Annotated in this window: 18 protein-coding genes; 6 read left to right on the forward strand and 12 right to left on the reverse strand. The window is 70.8% G+C overall.

Annotated elements, in window-relative coordinates:
• Positions 1-32 precede the first annotated feature (32 nt).
• Positions 33-1568 carry a histidine ammonia-lyase gene (hutH, locus tag AB0B35_RS02920; protein ID WP_361039926.1) on the forward strand — a complete coding sequence of 512 codons (1536 nt, stop codon included), beginning with the start codon at positions 33-35 and terminating at the stop codon, positions 1566-1568.
• 261 nt (positions 1569-1829) lie between these two features.
• Here hutH and AB0B35_RS02925 read toward each other — a convergent pair whose 3' ends face one another.
• The 5 genes from AB0B35_RS02925 to murI form a co-directional block, all read right to left on the reverse strand.
• Positions 1830-3029 carry an FAD-dependent oxidoreductase gene (locus tag AB0B35_RS02925; RefSeq protein WP_361040283.1) on the reverse strand — a complete coding sequence of 400 codons (1200 nt, stop codon included), beginning with the start codon at positions 3027-3029 and terminating at the stop codon, positions 1830-1832.
• Between the two features lie 131 nt (positions 3030-3160).
• Positions 3161-3784 (reverse strand): RdgB/HAM1 family non-canonical purine NTP pyrophosphatase, encoded by a 624-nt coding sequence (gene rdgB / locus AB0B35_RS02930; protein ID WP_361039928.1) that lies wholly within the window; start codon positions 3782-3784, stop codon positions 3161-3163.
• Positions 3781-4557 (reverse strand): ribonuclease PH, encoded by a 777-nt coding sequence (gene rph, locus AB0B35_RS02935; RefSeq protein WP_361039931.1) that lies wholly within the window; start codon positions 4555-4557, stop codon positions 3781-3783. Before rph ends, rdgB begins: the two co-directional genes overlap by 4 nt.
• Positions 4558-4574: 17 nt before the next feature.
• The gene (locus AB0B35_RS02940; RefSeq protein WP_203695014.1) at positions 4575-5321 is read right to left on the reverse strand and encodes an MBL fold metallo-hydrolase; all 747 of its coding nucleotides are present in this window, start codon (positions 5319-5321) and stop codon (positions 4575-4577) included.
• On the reverse strand, positions 5318-6112 hold the full coding sequence (gene murI / locus AB0B35_RS02945) for a glutamate racemase (protein ID WP_360522435.1): 795 nt from the start codon (positions 6110-6112) through the stop codon (positions 5318-5320). The genes AB0B35_RS02940 and murI overlap by 4 nt, the downstream gene beginning before the upstream one ends.
• Before the next feature lie 167 nt (positions 6113-6279).
• Here murI and AB0B35_RS02950 point away from each other — a divergent pair, with 167 nt between their 5' ends.
• The gene (locus AB0B35_RS02950) at positions 6280-6777 is read left to right on the forward strand and encodes a hypothetical protein (protein WP_361039934.1); all 498 of its coding nucleotides are present in this window, start codon (positions 6280-6282) and stop codon (positions 6775-6777) included.
• Positions 6778-7033: 256 nt separating this feature from the next.
• Here the strand turns inward: AB0B35_RS02950 and AB0B35_RS02955 are convergent, their stop codons facing one another.
• The 5 genes from AB0B35_RS02955 to clpS all read right to left on the reverse strand — a co-directional run bounded on the left by AB0B35_RS02955 (position 7034) and on the right by clpS (position 10147).
• Positions 7034-7999, reverse strand: coding sequence for a cysteine synthase (locus AB0B35_RS02955; RefSeq protein ID WP_361039937.1), 966 nt, complete (start codon positions 7997-7999; stop codon positions 7034-7036).
• 184 nt (positions 8000-8183) lie between these two features.
• A complete protein-coding gene (locus AB0B35_RS02960) occupies positions 8184-8498 on the reverse strand; it encodes a MoaD/ThiS family protein (RefSeq protein ID WP_361039940.1) in 315 nt (104 codons plus the stop codon).
• A gap of 67 nt (positions 8499-8565) precedes the next feature.
• Positions 8566-9081, reverse strand: coding sequence for a M67 family metallopeptidase (locus AB0B35_RS02965; RefSeq protein ID WP_361039943.1), 516 nt, complete (start codon positions 9079-9081; stop codon positions 8566-8568).
• Positions 9082-9318: 237 nt separating this feature from the next.
• Positions 9319-9834, reverse strand: a complete 516-nt coding sequence (locus AB0B35_RS02970) for a DUF2017 domain-containing protein (RefSeq protein ID WP_361039946.1) — start codon at positions 9832-9834, stop codon at positions 9319-9321.
• A gap of 10 nt (positions 9835-9844) precedes the next feature.
• A complete protein-coding gene (clpS, locus tag AB0B35_RS02975; protein ID WP_120316753.1) occupies positions 9845-10147 on the reverse strand; it encodes an ATP-dependent Clp protease adapter ClpS in 303 nt (100 codons plus the stop codon).
• Positions 10148-10299: 152 nt separating this feature from the next.
• On the opposite strand from clpS, the gene AB0B35_RS02980 reads away from it, so the two are divergent.
• The 4 genes from AB0B35_RS02980 (at position 10300) to AB0B35_RS02995 (ending at position 15491) form a co-directional block, all read left to right on the forward strand.
• Positions 10300-11601 (forward strand): nicotinate phosphoribosyltransferase, encoded by a 1302-nt coding sequence (locus AB0B35_RS02980; protein WP_361039948.1) that lies wholly within the window; start codon positions 10300-10302, stop codon positions 11599-11601.
• A 93-nt stretch (positions 11602-11694) separates the two neighbouring features.
• On the forward strand, positions 11695-12270 hold the full coding sequence (locus tag AB0B35_RS02985; RefSeq protein WP_361039951.1) for an isochorismatase family protein: 576 nt from the start codon (positions 11695-11697) through the stop codon (positions 12268-12270).
• Between the two features lie 118 nt (positions 12271-12388).
• Positions 12389-14029, forward strand: a complete 1641-nt coding sequence (locus AB0B35_RS02990) for a glycosyl hydrolase family 18 protein (protein ID WP_361039954.1) — start codon at positions 12389-12391, stop codon at positions 14027-14029.
• A 148-nt stretch (positions 14030-14177) separates the two neighbouring features.
• Positions 14178-15491 carry an MFS transporter gene (locus AB0B35_RS02995; protein ID WP_361039956.1) on the forward strand — a complete coding sequence of 438 codons (1314 nt, stop codon included), beginning with the start codon at positions 14178-14180 and terminating at the stop codon, positions 15489-15491.
• Positions 15492-15589: 98 nt separating this feature from the next.
• Here the strand turns inward: AB0B35_RS02995 and AB0B35_RS03000 are convergent, their stop codons facing one another.
• Positions 15590-16417, reverse strand: coding sequence for a DNA-formamidopyrimidine glycosylase family protein (locus AB0B35_RS03000; RefSeq protein ID WP_361039958.1), 828 nt, complete (start codon positions 16415-16417; stop codon positions 15590-15592).
• 168 nt (positions 16418-16585) lie between these two features.
• Entirely contained in the window at positions 16586-18310 is a 1725-nt protein-coding gene (gene ctaD, locus AB0B35_RS03005) for a cytochrome c oxidase subunit I (RefSeq protein ID WP_203689164.1), read from the reverse strand.
• Positions 18311-18345: the final 35 nt, after the last annotated feature.

Raw genomic sequence — 18345 nt, forward strand, 5'->3', positions numbered from 1 at the left:
CATCCGGAATCTCCGCACAAGGGAGTGCTCTCATGACCGTCATCGTCGAACCCACCGGCATCGCCCCCGGCGACGTCGCCGCGGTGGCCCGCGCCGACGCGCAGGTGTCCATCAGCGACGCCGCCATCGCCGCGATGCAGGCCAGCCGCGCCATCGTCGATGACATCGAACGCGACGGCCGCCCCGTCTACGGCGTCTCCACCGGCTTCGGGGCGCTGGCCAACACGTTCATCGCCCCCGAGCGCCGGGCCGAACTGCAGCACGCGCTGATCCGCTCGCACGCCGCCGGCGTCGGCGCGCCCATGCCGCGTGAGGTCGTGCGGGCCATGATGCTGCTGCGGGTGCGCTCGCTGGCGCTGGGCCACTCCGGCGTACGGCCGCTCGTCGCCCAGGCGCTCGTCGACCTGCTCAACCACGACATCACCCCGTGGGTGCCCGAGCACGGCTCGCTCGGCGCGTCCGGCGACCTGGCCCCGCTCGCCCACTGCGCGCTGGTGCTGATGGGTGAGGGCTGGGTGCTCGGCAAGGACGGCGCCCGGGTGGCCGCCGAGGACGCCCTGCACGCCGCCGGGCTCAGCGGGATCTCCCTGTCCTCCAAGGAGGGCCTGGCGCTGATCAACGGCACCGACGGCATGCTCGCCATGCTGCTGCTGGCCTGCGACGACCTGGGCCATCTGTGCACCGTCGCCGACGTGACCGCGGCCCTGTCGATCGAGGCCATGCTCGGCACCGACCGGCCGTTCCACCCGTCGATCCACGAGATCCGCCCGCACCCGGGCCAGGGCGCGAGCGCCGCCAACATGTACAAGCTGCTCCAGCAGTCCTCGATCATGGACAGCCACCGGGACGACCTGGAGCACGCGGTGCAGGACGCGTACTCGATGCGCTGCGCTCCGCAGGTCGCCGGCGCGGCCCGGGACACCCTGGACTTCGCCCGCACCGTCGCCGCGCGGGAGCTGGTCAGCCTCGCCGACAACCCGGTGGTGCTGCCCGACGGCCGGGTCGAGTCGACCGGCAACTTCCACGGCGCGCCGCTCGGGTTCGCCGCGGACTTCCTCGCCATCGCCGCCGCCGAGATCGGCTCGATCAGCGAGCGCCGCGTCGACCGGCTGCTCGACATGACCCGCTCGCGGGACCTGCCGCCGTTCCTCAGCCCCGACGCCGGGGTCAACTCCGGCCTGATGATCGCGCAGTACACCGCGGCGGGCATCGTCGCCGAGAACCGGCGGCTGGCCTCGCCCGCCAGTGTGGACACCATCCCGACCTCGGGCATGCAGGAGGACCACGTCAGCATGGGCTGGGCCGCGGCGAAGAAACTGCGGATCGTCCTGGACAACCTGACCAGCCTGCTCGCGGTGGAACTGCTGGCAGCGGTACGCGGCCTCCAGCTGCGCGCCCCGCTGACCCCGTCCCCCGCCGGCCGGATCGCCATCGAGCAGCTCACGCCGCTCATCGGCACCCCCGGCCCCGACGTCTTCATGGCCCCGATCCTGGAACAGGTCCGCGCCGCCGTCTCCGGCCCCGACCTCCTCACCGCCATCGAATCCGAGGTAGGCCCCCTGTCCTGACCCACCCCGGCGCGGCGCGGCGCGGCGATCTTGCGCGAACTGTGGGTACGACACGCCCGAATCGGGCAAGTCGGTAACAGTTCGCGCAAGATCGTCGCGATCACGGGACGGACGGGCGCGATGATCGCTGTCTCAGGTCAAGAAGTGCGGCCCCACGCAAGGTTCTGACCCGAAACAGCGATCATCGCCCGCACCGCGATCCTCGCCCACCGCGATCCTCGCCGCACCGCGATCCGCGGGGCGGCGGAGCCACCGCGCCCCTCAGGAGATGCGTTCGGGGCGGATGCCGCGGCCGACCAGGCGGGCCGGGATGGTCTGCAGAATCGGGAAGCGCTGGAAGAGTTTCAGCGCGCCGGGGGCCTTGATCGGGGCGTCGGCGCGAAGCACCGCGCCGACCAGGCGGCTCTGGGCGATCCGCTGGGCCCGCTGGGTGACCCGGGTCGGGAACATCCGCCGCTTGCGAACCAGATCGAGATCCTCGGTACGCAGCCGGCCCGTCTTCAGTTTTGGCCCGAGCAGCCGGGCCGTCGCGACCGCGTCCTGCACCGCGAGATTCACCCCGACCCCGCCCACCGGGCTCATCGCATGGGCGGCGTCGCCGATGCACAGCGCGCCGGGCACGTGCCACGTCTCCAGCCGGTTGACCTGCACCGTGAGCAGGTGCAGCTGGTCCCACGAGCTGATCTCGCCGACCCGCCGCGCGACCATCGGCGCGAGCCCGGCCACCCGGTGCCGAAAGCCGTCCAGGCCCTCGGCCTGCAGCCGCGCGTAGCCGCCCTTCGGGATGACGTACCCGCACTGGTAGTAGTCGTGCCGGTCGATCATGATGAGGATCGCGCCCGGCCCGACCCGCCCGAGCAGTCCTTCCGGATCCCCGGGCTCCCGCGACATCCGGAACCAGAGCACGTCCATCGGCGCGCCGAAGTCCACCGGCACCAGCCCCAGCTTCTCCCGGATCACCGAGGCACGGCCGTCACAGGCCACCGTCAGCTCCGCGCGCACCCGCACCGCGACCCCGTCCGGGCCGACCCCGGCGACACCGGTGACCCGCCCGGCCGGGTCCCGCAGCACGTCCACCGCCTCGGTCGAGCGCAGCAGCGTGAACCCGGGCAGCTTCGCGGCCTCGGCGGCGAGCAGGTCCAGGAAGTCCCACTGCGGCAGGATCAGCAGGTAGTTGTGCGGCTTCGGCAGCCGGGTGAAGTCGCCGACCCGGTACGTGCCGTCGTCGAACGACACGGCCACCCCCGGCTCACGCCGCCCCGGCAGCTCGGCGATCGCCTCACCGAGCCCCAGCTCATCCAGCACGTCCAGCGTTGACGGATGAATCGTGTCCCCGCGGAAGTCCCGAAAGAAGTCGGCATGCTTCTCCAGCAGCACGACCTCGATCCCCTGCCGCGCCAGCAGGAACGCCAGCATCAACCCCGCCGGCCCGCTCCCCACCACGCAGACCCGCGCCCTCAACTCCCGCTCCGCCACGCCCCGCTCCTCATGATCGCGACGATCTTGCACGAACTGTTGGGGATATGCCCGTTGCGAGTGTGTCGTACCCACACTCCACGCAAGATCGCCGCCCCGGGGGAGGGGCGGCGGGGCTAGGAGAGGTTTTTGGCGATGACGGCGGCGAGGGCCCGGAAGGCTTTGCCGCGGTGGCTGATGGCGTCCTTCTCGGCGGGTTCGAGTTCGGCGTTGGTGCGGGTGTTGCCGTCGGCCACGAAGATGGGGTCGTAGCCGAAGCCGCCCTCGCCGCGGGGGGCGCGCAGGAGGCGACCCGCCATCTTGCCGCTGACCAGGTGTTCGCGGCCGTTCGGCGACGAGCCGCCGCCGGGCAGCACCAGGGCCGCCGCACACACGAACGCCGCGCCGCGGTGCTCGTCGGGCACGTCGCCGATCTGCGCCAGCACCAGGTCCAGGTTGGCCCGGTCGTCGCCGTGCTTTCCGGACCAGCGGGCGCTGAACACCCCAGGCATGCCGCTGAGCGCGTCCACGGCCAGGCCGGAGTCGTCGGCGACCGTCGGCAGGCCGGTGTGCTTGACGCCCTCGCGCGCCTTCAGCAGCGCGTTCTCCGCGAAGGTCAGCCCGGTCTCGGGGACCTCGACGTACGGCGGGACGTCGTCGAGGCCGACCAGCTCGACCTTCAGCAGCTCCGGCGAGCTTGCCAGGATGCGGCGCAGTTCGTCGAGCTTCTTCACGTTGCGCGTGGCGAGCAGGAGCTTCACCGGCGGAACACCTCCAGCAGGCCGGCCGCGTCCAGCGTGGGCAGGCCCAGCGTCTGGCGCTGCAGCGTGGTCAGCGTCTCGCAGCCCGCCACGCCCAGGTCGAGCAGGGCGTTGAGCTGCTTGCGGTCGAAGACGCCGTCCTCGCCCGTGCCCTGCACCTCGACGAAGTCGCCGGTGCCGGTGCAGACCACGTTCATGTCGACGACGGCCGTCACGTCCTCTTCGTAGCACAGGTCCAGCCGCGGCTCGCCGCCGATGATGCCGACGCTGACCGCCGCGACCGAGCGGTGCAGCGTGGTCTCCACGGTCTGCTTGCGGGTCAGCATGTTCTTGGCGGCCAGCCAGCTCACCGCGTCGTGCAGGGCCACATACGAGCCGGTGATCGCGGCGGTGCGGGTGCCGCCGTCGGCCTGCAGCACGTCGCAGTCGATGACGATGGAGTTCTCGCCCAGCGCCTTGAGGTTGATGCAGGCCCGCAGCGCGCGGCCGATCAGGCGGGAGATCTCGTGGGTACGCCCGCCGACCTTGCCCTTGACGCTCTCCCGGTCGGACCGGGTCGTCGTGGCGCGCGGCAGCATCGCGTACTCGGCGGTGACCCAGCCCTGGCCGGTGCCCTTGCGCCAGCGCGGCACGCCCTCGGTGACGCTCGCGGTGCACAGCACCCGCGTGTTGCCGAACTCCACCAGCACGGAGCCCTCGGGATGCATGCTCCAGTTCCGCGTCAACGTGACCGGTCGAAGCTGGTCGGGCGCACGCCCGTCAGGTCTCGTCATGCGCCCACCCTATGGGGTCAAACTTCGTACCGGGCACCGGGGCGGACGATCTCGACGGGTCCGGCGAACGTGGCGGCGGCGTTGTTCAGCGTCTCCGCCTCCGAGCCCCACGCGGTCACCAGATGCGTCAGCAGCAGCCGGCGCACCCCCGCCTTGGTGGCGATCTCGCCCGCCTCGCCGCCGGTCAGGTGCAGATCCGGCGGGTTGTCGACGCCGTCGAGGTAGCTCGCCTCGCACAGGAACAGGTCGGCGCCCTGGGCCAACCGCAGCAGCGCGTCGCAGCCCGCGGTGTCGCCCGAGTACGCCAGCACCCGCCCTTCGTGCTCCAGGCGCACGCCGTACGTCTCCACGGGGTGGTTCACCCGGTCCACGCTGACCTGGAACGGTCCGATCGGGAAGCTGCCCGGCTGCAGCGCGTAGAACGTGTAGACGTCGTCCAGCGGACCCTCGTCCAGGCTGTACGCGGTCGCGATGCGCTCCGGCGCGCCCGCGGGCGCGTACACCGGGATCGGCGGGTACGGCCCGTCCGGCGCGTACCGGCGCACCACGACGTACGAGCAGGCGTCCAGCATGTGGTCGCAGTGCAGGTGGCTGAGCAGGATCGCGTCGACCGACTTCAGGCTCGCGTAGCGCTGAAGCGCCGACAGCGAGCCGGTGCCGAAGTCCAGCAGCAGCCGGAACCCGTCCGCCTCCACCAGGTACGCCGAGCAGGCCGACTCGGGCCCCGGAAAGCTGCCCGCGCAGCCCAGTACCGTCAATCTCATGCCCGCGCTCCCGCAGGGTCCAGCGCGGATCCGAGGAACCGCTTCGCCAGCCGGTCGAAGATCTCCTGGTCGCCGGTGCACAGCAACTCGTGCGCAGGAGCCGGGGCGTCGTCCGGGCGCACCAGGTCGCGCTCCACGAGGACACGATAGACGTCACGTGCCGTCTCGTCCGCGCTCGACACCAGGGTCACCTGATCCCCCATCACGAGGCTGATCACACCGGTGAGCAGCGGATAGTGCGTGCAACCCAGCACCAGCGTGTCCACCTGGGCCCGCTGTAGCGGCTCCAGGTAGGCGCTGGCCAGACCGAGCAGCGCCCGGCCGGACGTCACTCCCCGCTCCACCAGCCCGACGAACTGCGGGCAGGCCGCAGCGGTCACCGCGAGGTGCGGCGCTGCGGCGAACGAGTCCTGATACGCCCCTGAGTTGATCGTAGCCGTGGTGCCGATGACTCCGACCCTGCCGTTGCGCGTGGCGGCGACGGCACGTCGCACCGCGGGGCGGATGACCTCCACCACGGGCACCCGGTAACGCTCCCGAGCGTCGTGCAGACAGGCGGCGGAGGCGGTGTTGCAGGCGATGACCAGCATCTTCGCGCCGCGCTCGACGAGGCTGTCCAGGCAGGCCAGCGCGTAGGAGCGCACGTCGGCGATGGGTTTGGGCCCGTACGGCACGTGTGCCGTGTCGGCCATGTAGACGACCCGTTCATGAGGCAACTGGTCGAGGATGGCCCGGGCGACCGTCAGCCCCCCGACCCCCGAGTCGAAGATGCCGATCGGCGCGTCCGTCACGCTGCGCAGCCTACTTGGCCAACCCCCCTTCCGGGGAACGGTCCGTTCCGAGATGTCGCGAACGTGACACGGTAATCAGCCTGCCGTTACGCACGGTCGCCGGAAACCGTTGCACTCAGTGCACGGCCCGATCAACGGGCAGGTCAGGCAGAGGATTGGCGAGCACAGTGCGTACTGAGTCGAACTCCGAGCGCGACGCCGACGGCGTCCTCGCCACCGCGGTCCCGGCCGGCACCGCCGGCAACCCTGCAGGCACGGCCAGTGACGAGCACACCGGGATGCCGTCGGCCCGCACCGCGCCCGACGACCAGGACGGCACTCGCGCACCAGGCCGCGTGCGCACCGCCGTGACGTCGCGGTTCCGGCTGCCCGGCGAGGACGACCCCGCCCCGCGTACCGGCCGCCTGCTCGGCCTGTGCGCCTGGGCCGCCGCACTGGGCTTCCTCGGGCTGATCCCCGGCGGCCGCCTGGCCGTCGCGCTGGCCATGAACCTCGACGTGCCCACCTGGTACGCCCCCACCGCCCTCACCATCGGCGTGCTCGGCGTGGCCGCGATCGCCGCCGGCTTCGCCGCGATCCACCGCTACCGCCTCCCCCTCATCCTCTTCACCATCTCCACCGCCCTCCTCCTGGCCAACATCACCCTCGCCTACACCACCCGCTAGCCCCCCGCCCCGCCGAGTTGATCATGAACTTATGGCACGGCTCGACGGCGCGCCATGACCACAACTTCATGATCACCCTCCCGCGCGGGCGCAAAGCACACCGGCCACCCTCCCGATCCGCGCCACCAGGCCCACACCGAAAGAGCCCGACCGGTTGCCGGTCGGGCTCTTCGATCATGAAGTTGTGTCACCGACATGCCGCTGACCCGTGCCATAAGTTCATGATCAACGCGGCGAGGCGGCGAGGCGGCGGGGGTCAGGCCCAGAGCTGGCCCTCGAGGGCGGTTTCGGCGTCGTTGAGGGTGCCGGTGTAGGCGCCGGTGGAGAGGTATTTCCAGCCGGCGTCGGCGACCAGGAAGGCCACGTCCGCGCCCCGGCCGTTCTTGGCGGCGTCGTGGGCGACGGCGAGCGCGGCGTGCGCGACGGCGCCGGTGGAGAAGCCGACGAACAGGCCCTCGACCTCGACGAGCTGGCGGGTGCGCAGCACGGCGTCGCGGGTGCCGACAGAGAAGCGCCGGGTCAGCACGGAGGCGTCGTACAGCTCGGGCACGTAGCCCTCGTCGATGTTGCGCAGGCCGTACACCAGCTCGCCGTAGCGGGGCTCCGCCGCGATGATCTGGATGTCGGGGTTCTTCTCCCGCAGGTAGCGGCCGGTGCCCATGAGCGTGCCGGTGGTGCCCAGGCCGGCCACGAAGTGGGTCAGCGTGGGCAGGTCGCGCAGCAGCTCGGGGCCGGTGGTCTCGTAGTGGGCGCGGGCGTTGGCCTCGTTGCCGTACTGGTACAGCATGATCCAGTCGGGGTGCTCCGCCGCGATCTGCTTGGCGGTCGCCACCGCCTGGTTCGAGCCGCCCGCCGCCGGCGAGAAGATGATCTCCGCGCCGTACATGCGCAGCAGCTGGATGCGCTCGGTGGAGACGTTCTCGGGCATCACGCAGACCAGCCGGTAGCCCCGCAACTTGGCGACCATGGCCAGCGAGATGCCGGTGTTGCCGCTGGTCGGCTCCAGGATCGTCGCGCCGGGGCGCAGCCGCCCGTCGGCCTCGGCGGCGCGCACCATGTACATGGCGGCCCGGTCCTTGACGCTGCCGGTCGGGTTGCGGTCCTCCAGCTTGGCCCACAGCCGCACCGGCGGCGCGCCCTCGGGCACGGCCGGGCTCAGCCGGGGCAGCCCGATCAGCGGCGTGTCCCCGCAGACGTCGAGCAGTGAGTCAAAACGTGCCATGATCAGCTCCGTTCGCGTGAGCAGCTGCGACGACCTCGCGCGAACCGCGGGCCGGGCGCGCCGAGCGCCGGGTACGGACAGCGCCGGTGACCGGTCCGGCCGGTCCGCCATCACGGCGGACCGGCGAGCCAGGGTCACCGGCGCTTGCGCCCACGGTTCGCGAGGTCGTCGCGGCGAGGAAAGGTCAGCGGCCGAGGACGGCGGCAGCGGCGGCGAGGCCGAACGCGCCACCGGCGACGGCCGGCAGGATGGTGACCGTGTCGCCGTCACTGATCTTGGCGTCGAGCGAGCCGAGGAAACGAACGTCCTCGTCGTTGACGTAGATGTTCACGAAGCGGTGCAGGCCGCCCTCGGGCGTGATCAGCCGGCCGCGCAGGCCCGGGTAAACGCCGTCGAGGTTGGTGAGCAGCTCGGCGAGGTTGTCCCCGGCGCCGGCGACGGCCTTGGCGCCGCCGGTGTAGGAGCGCAGGATCGTGGGGATGCGAACGTCGATGGCCATGGCAGAGAACTCCTGTAAGAAGAAATAGTCGTATGGGCGGTCGATCGGGACTGGGCGTCGAGTCAGCTCAGTGCTGACACTCGTAGTCCACCGCCGCCGGGCTCTGCCCGAACATGAACGACTGCACGGCGTGCGGGTCGCCGCTCTCCTCGTAGCTCCGCATGACGTCCATACTCTCACCAACGAGCTGGACCGGCTCTTCGGACACCTGCCCGTCCACGATGCGGAACGAGCGGATCTCCGCCGTCTGCGCGTCGCGGGTCGAGACGAGAAGGTAGTGGGCGTTCGGTTCGCCCGCGTAGGAGATGTCGGTCCGCGAGGGGTACGGCTCCGTCGCCGTGTGCGAGTGGTAGATCACCACCGGCTCCTCGTCGAGGTCGTCCATCTCCCGCCACACGCGCAGCTGCTCCGTCGAGTCGAAGCGGTAGAACGTGGTCGAACGCTCGGCGTTCTCCATCGGGATGTGCCGCTGTGGAGCGTCCGAACCCACGGGACCGGCCACCACGCCGCAGGCCTCGTCCGGGTGGTCCCGGCGGGCGTGGGCGACGATCGCCTCGATGATCTCCCTGTGGATGGTCAGCACGGCGACCAGCCTACCGATCCCCACCCACCCGCGAACAGCCTTGTGACTTGCGCCATGGCATGGCGACCCCGCACCGACCTGGCCGCTCCGCAGCCCTCAAGCGGGGCGCCGTGTGCACCAAGGTCGTTCGACTTGCCAGGCACCTGGGCGAAAGCAGGCTCAAGATACGCACAAGTGCCTGGCAAGTCGAACGGTCATGGGCCACAAGGCGGCGGCCAAACCCGGCCAAGCTCGCCGCTAGCGCCGGAACTCTGCCCCGATGATCGCCTCAAGGAGGGACTCCTGGAGGTAGCCGAGGTACGAGTACACGCTGAGCTGGAACACCCGGGCGGAGCCGGCGTCCTGCTCCAGCGCCTCCTCCAGCTCGTACTCCACCACCGTGTCGTCGGTCAGCTCCAGCCGGATGCCGAGCGCGAGCCGGGCGTCGTTGATCGCGCGCAGCCACGCCTCGGCGGACTCCGGGTCGAGGCGCACCTCGCCCTTGCCCGCCTCGGGCAGCCCGGCCAGCACCGCGCCGGCCTGGTCGATCTTGGCGGTCTTCAGGTCGCCCTCGGTGAAGCGCCGGAACTCGGCGGAGTTCTTCACGTCCTCGGGGTACACGTCGGGGAAGAGCCGCTCGACCACGGGGTCCTCGCGATCGAAGCCGTCGGTCAGCAGACCGACGACTTCTTCGGCGACCTTGCGCAGTACTCGTACCTCGTCCTCGCGAAAGTCCGCCACGCACTCCGCGCCGACTCTGCGGAAGATCGTCATGCGCGCTCGCTCACTGTCTGTCGACCGTGGCCCACAGGCCGTACGTATGCAGCCTGCTGGCGTCGTGCTCCATGCGCTCGCGGGCGCCCGCCGACACGACGGCACGGCCCTTCTGGTGCACGTCGAGCATCAGCAGTTCGGCCTTGTCCCTGCTGTAACCGAAGAGCTGCTGGAAAACCCAGGTCACGTAGCTCATCAGGTTCACCGGATCGTTGTGCACGATGGTGACCCAGGGTCGGGCGAATTCCGACGCTTCGTCTATGTCCGGTTTATCAACCGGAACTGTCTGTGGGGCGGCGGTCACGTCCCCCATCCTACGAGTTGATTCGGGCAACACACAGGCACGCGGAAGTGCCGTCCTGCGGAGCACTTCCCGATCTTGCGGGAAGTGCTCGCGGCCAGGCCACACACCACAGCTCACGGGGGACACCGGCGCAAGATCGGGCGAGGCCATAGGGTGTGAGGATGTTTGCCGGTGCGCCGAGTCTGCTGACGGACCACTACGAGCTGACCATGATCAGCGCAGCGCTGCGCGACGGCACGGCGCATCGCCGCAGCGTCTTCGAGGTGTTCGCGCGGCGGCTGCCGGTGGGCCGGCGCTATGGCGTGGTCGCCGGCACCGGCCGCCTGCTGGAGCTGCTCGCCGCGTTCAGATTTCACCCGGACGAGGTCGCCTTCCTGCGGGACCGGGGCGTCGTCGACGAGCAGACCGCCGCCTGGCTGGCCGACTACCGCTTCCAGGGCGACCTCGACGGGTACGCCGAGGGCGAGCTGTTCTTTCCCGGCTCCCCGATCATGACGGTGAGCGGCACGTTCGCCGAGTGCGTGGTACTGGAGACGCTGATCCTGTCGGTGCTCAACCACGACTGCGCGATCGCGGCGGCCGCGGCCCGCATGGTCACCGCGGCCCGGGGCCGCCCGCTGATCGAGATGGGCTCACGCCGGGCGCACGAGGAGGCCGCGGTGGCCTCCGCCCGCGCCGCGTACCTGGCCGGATTCGCGTCGACGTCGAACCTGGCCGCGGGCCTGCGCTACGGCATCCCGACCGCGGGCACCGCCGCGCACGCCTTCACGCTGCTGCACGACGACGAGAAGGCCGCCTTCGCCTCGCAGGTCGCGGCGCTGGGCGAGCAGACCACGCTGCTCGTCGACACGTACGACATCAGCCAGGGCATCCGCAACGCGATCGCGGTCGCCGGGCCCGGCCTGCGCGCGGTGCGCATCGACTCCGGCGACCTGTCGGTGCTGGCCGCGCAGTCGCGCGCGCTGCTCGACGAGCTGGGCGCGCCGGACGTGAAGATCGTCGTCAGCGGCGACCTCGACGAGTACGCCATCGCCGCCCTGGCCGCCGAGCCGGTCGACGTGTACGGCGCGGGCACGGCGGTGGTGACCGGCTCGGGCGCGCCGACCGCGGGCCTGGTCTACAAGCTGGTCGAAGTGGACGGCCGCCCGGTGGTCAAGCGGTCCGAGAACAAGGCGACGATCGGCGGGCGCAAGACGGCGTACCGCCGGCACAAGCCGACCGGCACCGCGGTCGAGGAGATCGTGCTCGCGCAGCAGGCCACTCCCCCGGCACAGCCCGGCGACCGGCTGCTGCAGCGCCCGTTCGTGCGCGGCGGCGAGCTCGTCGCGGACCTGCCGACCCTGGCCGACAGCCGGGCCCACCTGCGCGACTGTCTGATCACGATCCCCTGGGAAGGCCTGAAGCTGTCCGCCGGCGACCCCGCGGTGCACGTGACCGTGACCACCACCGGCCCGCGAGCATGAGCCCGGTCACCTGAGCGTTGCGGGACGGCTCCGACCGGAGCAGCATGGGCAGCGGTGGAGAGGCACCACCGTTGACTGTCCGGGGAGGCGGCCATGGCCCGCGCACTGATCATCGTGGACGTGCAGAACGACTTCTGCGAGGGCGGCTCGCTGCCGGTGACGGGCGGCGCGGCGGTGGCGGCCGGGGTCTCGGCGCACCTGGCCGCCGACGCGGGCGCGTCGCCCCGCCGCTGGGACCACATCGTCGCGACCAAGGACCACCACCAGGACCCGGGCGGTCACTTCGGCAACCCGCCGGACTACTCCAGCAGCTGGCCGGTGCACTGCGTCGCGGACACCGTCGGCGAGCAGTTCCACCCCGCGCTGGACACCGAGCGCATCGACGCGGTCTTCCTCAAGGGCGAGTACGCCGCGGCCTACTCGGGGTTCGAGGGACAGAGCAACGGCGTCGGGCTGACCGCGTGGCTGCGCGCGCGCGACGTGACCGAGGTGGACGTGGTGGGCATCGCCACCGACCACTGTGTACGGGCGACCGCGCTGGACGCGGCCCGCGAGGGCTTCGCGACCACCGTGCTGCTCGACCTGACCGCGGGCGTCGCTCCGGAATCGACGGAGGTCGCGCTGACCGAGCTTCGCGAGTCCGGCGTGGAGATCACCAACGCGGAATGAAACCGCAGGTCAGTGGCCCTTAAGGGATGTTTTAGGTAAACGCTCTTCCATTTTAAGGAAAGTTAACTTAATGTTTGGCCGCATCGGGGGGATAGGTGTCAATCATTAAGGGAGAGCCATGCTCAGAACACGGGCCCGCCTGATAGCCGCCACCGCAGCCATGGTCGTCGCCGGTTCCATCGGGGCCGTCACCATGGCGAACGCGGCAGGCACCGTCACCGCCTCCTACACCCAGACCTCCAACTGGGGCAGCGGCGCCGAGGGCAAGTACACGATCACCAACGGCACCGGCGCGGCGGCCACGTGGACCCTCGTGTTCACGCTGCCCTCGGGCACGACCGTCAGCTCCTTCTGGGACGCCAACCTGACCGGCACGGGCCAGACCCGCACCGCGACCGGCACCTGGAACGCCACCATCCCGGCCGGCGGCTCCGCCTCGTTCGGCTTCGTGACAGCGGGCTCCGGCCAGCCGACCGCCTGCACCATCAACGGCGCGAACTGTGCCACCGGGGCCAGCCCGTCCGTCGTGCCGACCACGCCCGGCACCAGCCCCAGCAGCTCCCCGTCGGCCCGGCCCAGCACCTCGCCGAGCTCGTCGCCGAGCACCCCGCCGAGCCCGTCGAGCAGCCCGACCAACCCGACCCCGGGCAAGAAGGTCATCGGCTACTTCACCAACTGGGCGCAGTACGGCCGCAACTTCCACGTGAAGAACCTGGTCAGCAACGGTTCGGCCGCGAAGCTGACGCACATCAACTACGCGTTCGGCAACGTGACCGGCGGCCAGTGCGTGATCGGTGACTCGTACACCGACTACGACCGGGCCTACTCGGCGGCCGAGTCCGTCGACGGCGTCGCCGACACCTGGGACGCCGGCGCGCTGCGCGGCAACTTCAACCAGCTGCGCAAGCTCAAGAAGGCGTACCCGAACATCAAGATCGTGTGGTCGTTCGGCGGCTGGACCTGGTCCGGTGGCTTCGGCGCGGCCGCGGCCAACCCGACCGCGTTCGCGAACAGCTGCTACAACCTGGTCGAGGACCCGCGCTGGGCCGACGTGTTCGACGGCATCGACATCGACTGGGAGTACCCGAACGCCTGCGGTCTGTCCTGCGACAGCAGCGGCCCGCTCGCGTACCGCAACCTGATGCAGGCGCTGCGCAACCGCTTCGGCTCCGCCCTGGTCACCTCGGCGATCACCGCCGACGGCAGCAACGGCGGCAAGCTCGACGCCACCGACTACGGCGCGGCCGCGCAGTACGTCGACTGGTACCTGCCGATGTCGTACGACTTCTTCGGCGCCTTCGCCGCGCAGGGCCCGACCGCCCCGCACTCGCCGCTGACCTGCTACGCGGGCATCCCGCAGCAGGGCTTCTGCACCGAGGCGGCCATCGCCAAGCTGAAGAGCAAGGGCGTTCCGGCCAGCAAGCTGCTCATCGGCATCGGCTTCTACGGCCGCGGCTGGACCGGCGTCACCCAGTCCGCCCCCGGCGGCTCGGCGACCGGCGCGGCCCCCGGCACCTACGAGGCGGGCATCGAGGACTACCACGTGCTCAAGACCAAGTGCCCGGCCAACGGCACCGTCGGCGGCACCGCCTACTGCTTCAGCGGCGGCCAGTGGTGGAGCTACGACACCCCGGCGACGATCCAGGGCAAGATGACGTGGGCCAAGAACCAGAGCCTGGCCGGCGCCTTCTTCTGGGACACGTTCGGCGACACCTCCAACGGTGAGTTGATCACCGCGATCAAGAACGGCCTCGCCTGATCCAGCGAGACCAGCGGCCCGTCGGAACCTCGGGGTTCCGGCGGGCCGCCGCCGTTCGCGGTGACAGAGATAACCCCATGCGCGGTCGTTAATCACTGACGCGGTGTCGGGGGCCTCAGGCAGGATGGGCGCGGAGGTAAAGACCAAAGTGACCATCGAGCCTTACCGCAAGATCCTCGGACTCCCCGGCGTACGCGCACTGATGCTGGTGGGGCTGGTGGCTCGTGTCCCGGTCATCGCGGCCGGCATCGTGCTGACCCTGCACGTGGTCAACACGATGCACCTCGGCTACGCCCAGGCCGGTCTCGTCGGCACCGCCTCCACCCTCGGCTCCGCGATCGGCTCCCCGCTCGCCGGGCGGCTGCTCGACCGGCACGGCCTGCGCCCCGTGCTGATCGTCACCACCGCCGCCCAGGCGCTGTTCTGGAGCATCGCGCCCCAGCTCGACTACCACACCCTGCTGGTCGGCGCGCTGGTCGCGGGCGTGCTCGGCCTGCCCGTGTTCAGCCTCGTCCGGCAGTGCATCGCCGCGCTCATCCCCGCCGACCAGCGCCGCCCCGGCTTCGCCCTGGACTCCATGGCCGTCGAGCTGTCCTACATGCTCGCCCCGGCCGCGGCCGTCGCCGCGGTGACCGCCTTCGGCAGCCGCCCCACCATGTACGCCGTCGGCATCGGCGTGGTCGGCGCGGGCCTGGCCCTGATCGCGCTGAACCCGCCGACCCGTTCCGCGGCGGAGCAGGCCGCGCCGGAGGCCGCGGTGCCGCGCCGGCAGTGGCTGCGCCCGCGCCTGTTCGCGCTGCTGTCGATCACCGCGGTGCTGACGTTCGTGCTCACCGCCACGGACCTGACGCTCATCGCCTCGCTCAAGGGCAGCGGGCAGGAGACCTGGATCGGCCTGGTCATCGCCGTGTGGTGCGGATACTCGCTGATCGGCGGCTTCGTCTACGGCGCGCTGCACCGCAGCATCTCGCCGCTGCTGCTGGCGGGCCTCATGAGCGCGCTGACCATCCCGCTCGGCCTGGTCGGCGGCGGCTGGTGGTGGCTGCTGCTGGCGCTGATCCCGGCCGGGGTGCTGTGCGCGCCGTCGCTGTCGGCCACCATCGACACGATGAGCCAGTGGGTGCCCGCCGGAGCCCGGGGCGAGGCGATGGGCCTGCACGGCACCGCGCTGACCGTCGGCGTCGCCGCGGGCGCGCCCTTCGCCGGCACCATCATCGACGCGTACGGCCCCGCCTGGGCCTTCGCCGCCACCGGCACCGCCGGCCTGATCCTGGCCCTCATCGCCCTCCCCTTCTGGCGACTGGCCGGCGCCGGCTCCCGCCCCGCCGAAGCCGTGCCGGCAACCCCGGCCGAGGACTGGGACGGCGCGCTCATCGCCGAGGCCGCCATCGCCGGCGCGGGCTCGACCATCCCCACCGCAGACGCCGCCGACCCCGCCCGCACCCCCGCAGCCCACCGCTGACCCGGCACACGGGCACCTCCGCCTCACCCCGAGGCCCCGCCTGAAGGAAGGGCATCGTCGGCTCGCGTCAGTGAGACGAGCGGCGGCTCGGCACATCGCTATGCGTTGTGGAAGGTGCCCTTCCCAACGGTGTCGGCGGTTTGTGGCTGGCAGCGGGGGCACCAGTAGGTGATGCGCTCGGTGTCGCCGTCCCGCTTGGCGATCGGGCCGTTGCAGCGGCGGCAGGGCTGGGCCCGGCGGCCGTACACATAACTGGTCTCGCCGCGCCGCAGCGAGCCGGTGGTGGACTGGGTCCAGCGGCCTCGGTTGGCCGCCAGCAGCCGTTGCCCGAGGGTCACCATGCCCGGCAGGTCCGGCACGTCGCCGACCGGCGTCCACGGCCACACGCCGCGCAGGAACAGCAGCTCGCACCGGTAGAGGTTGCCGATCCCGGCAAGATTGCGCTGATCGAGCAGCGCCTCGCCGACGGGGCGGGCGGGGTCGGCCGACAGCCGGCGTACCGCCTCCTCGGGGTCCCAGTCGGGCCCGAGCAGGTCCGGGCCGAGGTGGCCGACCAGCTCCGCCTCCCGTGCCGTCGGCACGAGTTTGAGATCGTGCAGGTGGTAGCCGACGGCGACGGACTTCGCGGTGCGCAGCACGACCCGGATCAGGAACGCGGGGCGGCCGGTCCAGCGCTCACCGGGGGCATACACCCGCCAGGCGCCCTCCATCCGCAGGTGCGAGTGCAGCGTCAGCTCGCGGTGCTCGGGCGAGACCACCCGCAGCAGCAGGTGCTTGCCCCGGCTCAGCGAGTCGGCTACCCGGTAACCCGCCAGGTCGACGGTGGCCAGGTGCGGCACGCGGAACTCCGACCCGGTCAGCTCCGCGCCCTCCAAACCGTCCCGCAGCACCTTGGCGGTGTTCCAGACGGTGTCCCCTTCCGGCATGGCTCCATCCTGCCCCAGCCACCCATCGGCGGTCCCGCCGCACCGACGATCATGAAGTTGTGGCAGCGACACACCGTCGAGCCGTGCCATAAGTTCATGATCAACGCGCCGAAAAAGCCGGGGCCCGGCCGCGTGGTGCGGACCGGGCCCCGGGTGGGCTGGTGGTGGCTAGACCTCGTGGTCGCCGCCGTGGCGGCCGTGGGAGTAGCTGGGGGCCTCGATGACCGGGGCCTTGGTGCCGGTGCTGACGGCCAGGTGGGGGAACTTGGCGTCGAAGGCGGGGCGCTCCGAGCGGATGCGGGGCATGCGGTCGAAGTTGCGCAGCGGCGGCGGGCAGCTGGTCGCCCACTCCAGGGAGTTGCCGTGGCCCCACGGGTCGTCGACGGTCACCAGCGGGCCGGTGCGGTACGACTTCCACACGTTGTAGAGGAACGGCAGCGTGGAGGCGCCCAGGATGAACGCGCCGACGGTGGAGAAGGCGTTCAGGAAGGTGAAGCCGTCGCTCGGCAGGTAGTCGGCGTACCGGCGGGGCATGCCCTCGGCGCCCAGCCAGTGCTGCACCAGGAAGGTCCAGTTGAAGCCGATCACGGTCAGCCAGAAGTGCACCTTGCCGAGCTTCTCGTCGAGCATCCGGCCGAACATCTTCGGGAACCAGAAGTACACGCCGGAGTACACCGCGAACACGATGGTGCCGAAGAGCACGTAGTGGAAGTGCGCGACGACGAAGTACGAGTCCGAGACGTGGAAGTCGATCGGCGGGCTGGCCAGCAGCACGCCCGACAGGCCGCCGAAGAGGAAGATCGCGAGGAAGCCGATGGCGAACAGCATCGGTGTCTCGAACGTTATCTGCCCTCGCCACATGGTGCCGATCCAGTTGAAGAACTTCATACCGGTGGGCACGGCGATCAAGAAGCTGAGGAAGGAGAAGAACGGCAGCAGCACCTGGCCGGTGGCGAACATGTGGTGCGCCCACACGCTCATCGACAGGGCGGCGATCAGCAGGGTCGCGGCGACCAGACCGGTGTAACCGAAGATCGGCTTGCGGCTGAAGACCGGGATGACCTCGGAGATGATGCCGAAGAACGGCAGCGCGACGATGTACACCTCGGGGTGGCCGAAGAACCAGAAGAGGTGCTGCCACAGCATGGGGCCGCCGGTGGCGGGGTCGAACACGTGCGCGCCGAGGCGGCGGTCGGCCAGCAGGGCCAGCAGGGCGGCGGCCAGCAGCGGGAAGACCATGATCACGAGCAGGCTGGTGACCAGGATGTTCCAGGTCATGATCGACATGCGGAACATCGTCATGCCGGGGGCGCGCAAGGTCAGGATCGTCGTGATCATGTTGACCGCGCCGAGGATGGTGCCCAGACCCGACAGCACCAGGCCGGCGATCCACATGTCCGCGCCGATGCCGGGCGAGTTGATCGCGTCGTTCAGCGGCGCGTACGCGAACCAGCCGAAGTCGGCGGCGCCACCCGGCGTGATGAACCCGGCGGTCGCCAGGCTCGCGCCGAACAGGTAGAGCCAGTACGCGAAGGAGTTCAGTCGCGGGAACGACACGTCCGGCGCGCCGATCTGGATCGGCACCACGAAGTTCGCGAACGCGAACACGATCGGCGTCGCGAAGAACAGCAGCATGATCGTGCCGTGCATGGTGAACAGCTGGTTGTACTGCTCCGGGGAGAGGTACTGCATGCCCGGCGCGGCCAGCTCGGCGCGCATGAGCAGCGCCATCAGGCCGCCGATCAGGAAGAACACGAAGGCGGTGACCATGTACATGATCCCGATCTGCTTCGCATCCGTGGTGCGCAGCAGGCGCGCGATCGCGGAACCCTTGACCTGCTTGCGCACGGGGTAGGGCCGGGTCGCGATCGGCTGCGGTGCGACGGTGGTCACGTCTGGCCTCCTGTAGCTGGCCCGGCTGCCGCGCC

Source organism: Catellatospora sp. NPDC049133 (assembly GCF_040648455.1).
GTDB classification, from domain to species: domain Bacteria; phylum Actinomycetota; class Actinomycetes; order Mycobacteriales; family Micromonosporaceae; genus Catellatospora; species Catellatospora aurea.